This window comes from Streptomyces sp. GC420 (assembly GCF_009916105.1).
Taxonomy (GTDB): Bacteria; Actinomycetota; Actinomycetes; order Streptomycetales; family Streptomycetaceae; genus Streptomyces.
The window spans coordinates 1-7,478 of sequence record NZ_JAAAXQ010000374.1 but is presented as its reverse complement, the minus strand read 5'-3'; the positions used below and the strand labels follow the sequence as shown (position 1 = coordinate 7,478).

6 protein-coding genes and 1 pseudogene are annotated in these 7,478 nt (G+C 74.0%); 5 read left to right on the top strand and 2 right to left on the bottom strand.

Annotation, left to right across the window (positions count from 1 at the left end; translation table 11 throughout):
* Positions 1 to 179 precede the first annotated feature (179 nt).
* Together GUY61_RS31505 and GUY61_RS31500 are read right to left on the bottom strand one after the other, a co-directional pair.
* Complete coding sequence (locus GUY61_RS31505) at positions 180 to 1,694, bottom strand: hypothetical protein (protein ID WP_313896958.1); 1,515 nt, start codon at positions 1,692 to 1,694, stop codon at positions 180 to 182.
* A gap of 218 nt (positions 1,695 to 1,912) precedes the next feature.
* Entirely contained in the window at positions 1,913 to 2,629 is a 717-nt protein-coding gene (locus GUY61_RS31500) for a GntR family transcriptional regulator (RefSeq protein WP_166633654.1), read from the bottom strand.
* A 182-nt stretch (positions 2,630 to 2,811) separates the two neighbouring features.
* Between GUY61_RS31500 and GUY61_RS31495 the strand changes: the two genes are divergently transcribed.
* The 5 genes and pseudogenes from GUY61_RS31495 to GUY61_RS31475 form a co-directional block, all read left to right on the top strand.
* On the top strand, positions 2,812 to 4,122 hold the full coding sequence (locus tag GUY61_RS31495) for an MFS transporter (RefSeq protein WP_166633653.1): 1,311 nt from the start codon (positions 2,812 to 2,814) through the stop codon (positions 4,120 to 4,122).
* A 161-nt stretch (positions 4,123 to 4,283) separates the two neighbouring features.
* The gene (locus tag GUY61_RS31490; RefSeq protein ID WP_166633655.1) at positions 4,284 to 5,051 is read left to right on the top strand and encodes a putative hydro-lyase; all 768 of its coding nucleotides are present in this window, start codon (positions 4,284 to 4,286) and stop codon (positions 5,049 to 5,051) included.
* Positions 5,052 to 5,080: 29 nt separating this feature from the next.
* Positions 5,081 to 5,845, top strand: a complete 765-nt coding sequence (locus GUY61_RS31485) for a LamB/YcsF family protein (RefSeq protein ID WP_166633652.1) — start codon at positions 5,081 to 5,083, stop codon at positions 5,843 to 5,845.
* A 98-nt stretch (positions 5,846 to 5,943) separates the two neighbouring features.
* Entirely contained in the window at positions 5,944 to 6,561 is a 618-nt protein-coding gene (gene pxpB, locus GUY61_RS31480; protein WP_243766893.1) for a 5-oxoprolinase subunit PxpB, read from the top strand.
* Positions 6,558 to 7,385, top strand: a pseudogene (locus tag GUY61_RS31475) (biotin-dependent carboxyltransferase family protein); the annotation flags it as partial. The gene pxpB and the pseudogene GUY61_RS31475, both read left to right, overlap by 4 nt.
* Positions 7,386 to 7,478: the final 93 nt, after the last annotated feature.

Below are 7,478 nucleotides of genomic sequence, written 5' to 3'. Positions count from 1 at the left end.
CAGGGCGGGGCCGGGGGCGTCCGGTGCGTGCGATCGCAAGGCGGAGGGAGGAGAGCGCAGCGGGCTGCGCCGACGACCGACAACGCCGCGTGGGGGCACCTCCCGTGCCCGGAGGGCCACGGGGGAGCGTGCCGGGCGTCCCCGGGCAGGCGGGACTTTCGAAACACGCCCCGGGGCGCTCATGCCGCCTCCGTGCGGTCCGCGGCCATGCCCGCCGCGTCGAGGAGCGCGGTGCCCACTATCAGGTCCGCCCCGCCGAACTCGGGGTCGTCGAGATCGGTGCCGTCGTCGACGGCGAAGAGCAGGCGCTCCTCGCCCTGGCGGTAGGCGGTGCCCACGGGCGGACTGGCGGCGTGCACCGCGAGCAGCGCCACGAGGTAGGGCAGTTCGGGGTCCCTGCGGCGGGCCTCGGCGAGCAGTCCCGAAAGCCGGCGGGGCGCGTCGGGCGGCAGGTCGAGGAGTTCCGTGGCGGCGGCCAGCTGCTCCTCGGTGAAGCGGCTGTCGTCCGGGGTCGCGATGAGGTCGGGTTCCGGCATCTCGGCGCCGAGGTGCTCACGCTCCTGGGGCGGCGCGAGCAGCATCTCCACGAGGTCGCCGACCCGTACGGACGTGGGTGTGCGCAGTCCTGTGCCGCGGGCGAAGAAGGCGTCGGTGACGCGGATCGCCTGCTCGGCGGGAAGCGGCAGGACGGGGGCGAGCAGCTGGCCGTACAGGTCCAGGCCGGAGCGCGCCGCCGGGGCGGCGAAGGCCTGGCGGTCCTGCTCGGCGCGGAACAGCGGGCCCGCCTCGAGCAGCCGGGACTGGAGCTGGGTGTGGCGCCGGATGCAGTCCTTGACTATGTCGACGAGTTCGGCGGCCCGGCGCTTGTGCTCGGGGTCCTCGGCCTCGTCGCGGGCCTTGCGGATGTTGGTGAGGATGGCGTTCTCGTGGCGGTAACGGTCGGCGACGTGGTCCAGTGCCTCCGCGATCATGTCGGGGACGGCCTCGAGCCAGTCGACGGCGCGGACGTTGCGCCGGGTCGCCTCCAGCGTCCTGCGCAGTGATTCGGCGTACTGCACGGTGCGGTAGCGGGCCTGCTCGGCGGCGAGCTGGGCGTCGGCGAGCCGGCCGCGGTTGATCAGCACCTCCAGCTTGACCTCGGCGGCGATCTGCGCGCTGGTGACGTCGGTGTCGAGGGCGCCGACGAGTACGTTGACCGCTTCGTCCGTCGTACGGAGGTACACCCCGCCGCCGTAGCCTGGGACCTCCTCGATCAGCTTGAAGTCGTAGTCCCTGCGCACGTAGACGCCGTCGGCTCCGAAGGTGCCGTACACCGCGCGGAAGCCGCGGTCCACGCTGCCGACGTTGATCAGGTTCTCCAGGACCCAGCGGGCGACGCGCTCGTGCTCGGCCACCGGGCGCCGCGGGGCCTGGGCCGCGACGCGGGGCAGCAGTCTGGCCACTATCTGCTCGTGGTCGGCGCCCGTGTCGAAGTCCATGTTCAGGGTGACCAGGTCGATCGCGGACAGGGCGACCTCCGCCATGGAGTACACCGTGTACTCGCCGGCGAGATTCGCCTTCCGGGCGTCGAGGTCGTGCAGCGGCGCAGTGCAGGCGAGCGCGCGCAGCCGCCGCGCCAGGCCCTCGTCGGCCGCGGGGCCGGGGGCCGGGCGCTGCGCACCCGTGAGCTGGGACGGAAGGACGGATTCGGTCACGACGGACAGATTAGGGGGTCACACTGACATCGATCGATTCGGCGCGGTGGCACCGCGTGGGCGGCGTCATGATCCGGACATCCGGCCCACCGCCCGGCCGGACACGCGGACCGAATCGCCGGCCACCCGGGACCCGGCGCCCGTCCGCACGGCGGACCCCGGCGGCCCCGGCGCCCGGACGGCGCGGCCCGTACGGTGCCCGGCAGCGCCCCCCGCTCTCAGCCCTCGCCGGCCCCGCCCGCCTCGATCCGGCGCGCGTACACCTCGACCAGTTGTTCGCGGGAGTCGTCCAGGTACCGCGCGAGGAGCCGTTCGGCGCCTGCCGTGTCGCCGTCCCGCAGGGCGTCGAGGACCTGCCGGTTGCGCGCCAGGTACGGCTCGTGGAGCCGGCGGGCGTCGTCCACCATGTGGAAGGCGAGGCGCAGTTCGGCGAGTACGCCGCGCATCAGTTCGTCCGTGCGCGGGCTGCGGGCCAGGGCGACCAGTTCGCGGTGGAAGTGGATGTTGGCGGTTCCGAGGACGGTCCAGTCCTTCTCGTGTGCGGCGCGCGCGCCCTGTTCGACGGCGGCCACGAGCCTCTCCAGCGCGTACGGCGGCTCGCCGAGCCCGCGGACGACGGCGCACTCGACGAGGCGCCTGACGCGGTAGATGTCGGCGACGTCCTCGACGGCGAGGACCCGGACGAAGACGCCCCGGTTCAACTCGTGGACGAGCAGCCGCTCGTGGGTGAGCAGCCGGAACGCCTCCCGCAGCGTGTTGCGGGAGACGCCGAGGGCGCCTCCGATGCTGTCCTCGGACAGCCGTGTGCCGGGCGGGAAGAAGCCTTCCGCGATCCGGTCGCGGAGGATGTCCGCGACCCGCTCCGCGGTACTGGTGCGTCCCAGTCGCGCGCGGTCGTCCGCCAGTTCGCCCAGTCCGGCGCCCGTCGTCCCCACAGTGCCGTCATCTCCCGCTCCGCCGCGTGCTTTTTCGTCCAGAACAGGCCGAAGTCAACCGCAGAATCGAGAACGCAACAACATACCTCTTGAAGGATCGTTCAACGATCCTCTAACTTATCCGGACACGCACGGTCTCAGCTCAGTCCTGACGCACCCATCTCCCCTTCTGCGAGGTGCAGATGAGCACGACACCACCGCCCCCCGTCACCCGCACCGGCCCGCACGACGGGCGCGCCGGCCGCACCGGACCCGCCGAGGACAGCGGCGCGTTCGCCTGGCTGCGGGCCCTCGGACCCCGCGGACGCCGCGCCTTCGGCGGCGCGTTCGGCGGCTACGCCCTCGACTCGTACGACTTCTTCACGCTGCCGCTGAGCATGGTGGCGATCGCCGCGTACTTCTCGCTCGACACCGGACAGACCGGACTTCTCACCACCGTCACCCTGGTCGTCTCGGCCGTGGGCGGCGCCCTCGCCGGCGTCCTGGCCGACCGCATCGGACGGGTGAAGGCCCTGATGATCACGGTGATCACGTACGCCGTCTTCACCGTCCTGTGCGGCTTCGCGCCCGACTACGAGACGCTGCTGGTCTTCCGCGCCCTCCAGGGCCTCGGTTTCGGCGGCGAGTGGGCGGTCGGCGCGATCCTGGTCGCGGAGTACGCCTCCGCCAGGCACCGGGGCCGCACGCTCGGCGTCATCCAGAGCTCCTGGGCCGTCGGCTGGGGTCTCGCCGTCCTCGTCTACACCCTGGTCTTCCAGTACGTGGACCCGGACACCGCCTGGCGGGTGATGTTCTTCACGGGCGCGCTGCCCGCGCTGCTCGTCATCTACGTGCGCCGCAGTGTCAGCGACGCCCCCGAGGCCGCGAGGCGCCGCGCCGAGAGCACGGAGAAGGGGAGCTTCGCGGCGATCTTCAGGCCCGGACTGCTGCGCACCACGCTGTTCGCCGTGCTGCTGTCCACGGGTGTCCAGGGCGGGTACTACACGCTGGCCACCTGGGTGCCCACGTATCTGAAGACGGAGCGCGGGCTGACCGTCGTCGGCACCGGCGGCTATCTGGCCTTCCTCATCTCGGGTGCCTTCACCGGCTACCTGACCGGCGGTTACCTCACGGACCGGCTGGGCCGCAAGAAGAACATCGCGCTCTTCGCCGTCCTGTCCGCGGGCAGCATCGCCGCCTACACCGGCATCCCGTCCGGGGCGAACACCCTGCTGCTCGTCCTCGGATTCCCGCTCGGGTTCTGCATGTCGGCCATCTTCAGCGGCTTCGGTTCGTTCCTCAGCGAGCTCTACCCGACGGCCGTGCGCGGCACGGGGCAGGGCTTCACCTACAACACCGGGCGGGCCGTGGGCGCCTTCTTCCCGGCCATGGTGGGTTTCCTGGCCGGGAGCTGGGGCGTCGGCGGTGCCCTGATCTTCGGGGCCATCGGGTACGGGATCGCGGTACTCGCCCTCCTCGGACTGCCCGAGACGCGCGGAAGGGACCTGCCGTGACCTTCCTGGACACCGCGCACGGCCGGGCCGCCGGGACCGGTCACGGCCCGCTCGCCCCGCGGGCGGGCTCACCTCGGGCGGACACGCCGCGGACCGCCGCACAAGCCGTCGCACCACCCACCGCCGCGACCGAAGCGGCGGCCGGCCCGGACCGCGCCGGGCTGGAGCCCGCGGAGGCCCGGGCCCTCTTCCGGGCCGGCACGGATTCCCCGACCGCCGGCTGGGTGCCCGGCCGCACGCAGGCCAACCTGATCTCCGTACCGGCCGACTGGGCGTACGACGTGCTGCTGTTCTGTCAGCGCAATCCCAAGGCGTGCCCGGTGCTCGACGTCACCGACGCCGGATCGTGGACCACCCCGCTCGCCCCCGACGCCGATCTGCGCACCGACATCCCCCGCTACCGGGTGTGGGAGCACGGCGAACTGGCCGACGAGCCCGCCGAGGTGACCGGTCACTGGCGCGGCGACCTGGTCTCCTTCCTCATCGGGTGCAGTTTCACCTTCGAGTGGTCGCTGGCCGGCGCGGGCGTGCCGATGCGGCACGTCGAACAGGGCCGCAACGTGCCGATGTACGTCACCGGCCGCACCTGCCGCCCGGCGGGACGGCTGCACGGACCGCTGGTCGTGTCGATGCGTCCCGTGCCGCCCGCCGCCCTGGGCACCGCGATCGGGGTGAGCGCGCTGATGCCCGCTGTGCACGGCGGCCCCGTGCACTGCGGCGACCCGCGCGCGCTGGGCATCGAGGACCTTTCCCGGCCCGACTTCGGGGATCCGGTGGAGGCCGAGCCGGACGACATCCCGGTGTTCTGGGGCTGCGGGGTGACGCCGCAGGCAGCCGTGATGGCCTCCCGCCCGCCGTTCGCGATCACCCACGCGCCCGGCAGGATGTTCATCACCGACGCCCGCGACGATCAGTACCGCGTGGCCTGACGGAGACAGAGGAAAGGGAAGTCGCGTACATGACCTGGGGTTCCATCGATCTCAACGCCGACCTCGGCGAGGGCTTCGGCCGCTGGCGGCTGACCGATGACGAGGCGCTGCTCTCCGTCGTCACCAGCGCCAATGTGGCCTGCGGCTTCCACGCCGGGGACGCGGCCACCATGCGGCGGGTCTGCGAGCTGGCGGCCGAACGCGGGGTGGCCATCGGCGCCCAGGTCTCGTACCGCGACCTGGCCGGCTTCGGGCGCCGCTCCATGGACGTCCCGCCCGCCGAGCTGGCCGCCGAGGTGGCCTACCAGATCGGCGCCCTGGAGGTGTTCGCACGGGCGGCGGGGGCCCGCGTCGCCTACGTCAAACCGCACGGCGCGCTCTACAACCGCGTGGCGCGCGACGAGGAGCAGGCCGCGGCCGTCGTCGAGGGTGTCCTGCTCGCGGGGGGCGCCCTGCCCGTGCTGGGCCTGCCCGGCTCCCGGCTGCTCGCCATGGCAGAGAAGGCGCAACTGCCCACCGTGGCCGAGGCGTTCGCGGACCGTGCCTACACCGACGACGGCGCCCTCGTGCCCCGGGGGGACGAGGGCGCCGTCATCGCCGACCCCTCCGAGGTCGTGGAACGCTCGGTGGCGCTGGCCCGGTTCGGCACGGTCGTCTCGCACACCGGCGAGCACGTCGGTGTCCGGGCGCGCTCCCTGTGCGTGCACGGCGACACCCCCGGCGCCGCCGGTCTCGCCCGCCGTGTGCGGGACGAACTCGAGGCGGCGGGTGTGCGGGTGGAGGCCTTCGCATGACCGGGCCGGGGAACCCGCCGGTGACAGGACGGGGAACCGCGTCGGGAACGGCGCCGGGGGCAGGACCGGGAACCGTACCCGGGACGGGACCGAGGGTCCTGCCGGTCGGTGAGCACGCCCTGCTCGTCGAGACCGTCAGCGGCGAGGCGGCCGGAGCACTCCACGCGGAGCTGCTGCGCCGCCGTGCCGCGGGCACCCTGCCCGGAGTACGGGAGATCGTGCCCGCGGCCCGGACGGTGCTGCTCGACGGGCTGGAGGACCCCGGCCGTCTGGCCGAGGAGCTGAGCCGCTGGCGGGTGCCGCCGCCGCGCCCGCGGTCCGCGGCCGTGGTGGAGATACCGGTGCGGTACGACGGCCCGGACCTCGCCGTGGTCGCGGACCTGTGGGGGGTGACGGCGCAGGAGGTCGCGCGCGTGCACTCGGCGGCCGAGTTCCGGGTCGCGTTCTGCGGCTTCGCGCCCGGCTTCGGCTATCTCACGGGGCTGCCCGAGCGGTACGCGGTCCCGCGCCGGGCCACCCCCCGCACCTCCGTGCCCGCGGGCTCGGTCGCGCTCGCCGGCCCGTACACCGGCGTGTACCCGCGCTCCTCGCCGGGCGGCTGGCAGCTCATCGGTACGACGGAGACGGTGCTGTGGGACCAGGACCGCGAGCCCGCGGCCCTGCTGAGCCCGGGCACGCGGGTCCGCTTCGTCCCGCTGTCCGCGGGGCGGTCATGACGGACCGGGCCCTCGCCGTCGTACGGGCCGGGGCGCTCACCACCGTGCAGGACCAGGGCCGTCCGGGGCACGCCCATCTGGGAGTGCCGCGCTCGGGCGCCCTGGACGCGCCGGCGTCCCTGCTGGTGAACCGTCTGGTGGGCAACCCGCCCGGGGCCGCCGTGCTGGAGACCACGCTGGGCGGCTGTGCGGTGCGGTCGCGTTGCGACGTGACCGTGGCGGTGGCCGGGGCACACTGCCCGGTCACCGTGGACGGGCGGCCGGCGGCCTGGGGCGCCCCGGTACGGGTACCCGCGGGGGCGGTGCTCGACATCGGCGCGGCGCGGTCCGGCCTGCGCTGCTACGTGGGCTTCGCGGGCGGCATCACGGTCGAGCCGGTGCTCGGCAGCCGTTCCACCGATCTGCTGTCGGGCCTCGGCCCGGCACCCCTGACGGACGGCGCGGTGCTGCCACTGGGCCGGGCACCCGGCCGGCCCGCTCACGCCGACGCGGTGCCGCACCCGGCGCCGCCGCGCGAACTGGTGCTGCGGCTGCTGCTGGGGCCGCGCCACGACTGGTTCACGCCCGGGGCGCTGGCGACGCTGGCCGGGTCCCGCTACCGGGTGTCCTCCGCGAGCAACCGTGTCGGGCTGCGTACGGAGGGCCCGCCGCTCGAGCGGGCCGTCCCGGGCGAACTGCCCAGCGAGGGCATGGTGCTGGGCTCGGTCCAGGTGCCTCCGGACGGCCGCCCCCTGGTCTTCCTCGCCGACCACCCGACGACCGGCGGCTACCCGGTCGTCGGCGTCGTACCGGAGCCGGACCTCGCGGCGGCACGGACGTGCACGGCGACCAGGGCCTCTCCGGGGCCCAGCTCGGGCACGGGCACCTCGTCGAGGTGCAGCGACTTGCGGGGGTCCTTCTCCCGGGTGGTGAGACCG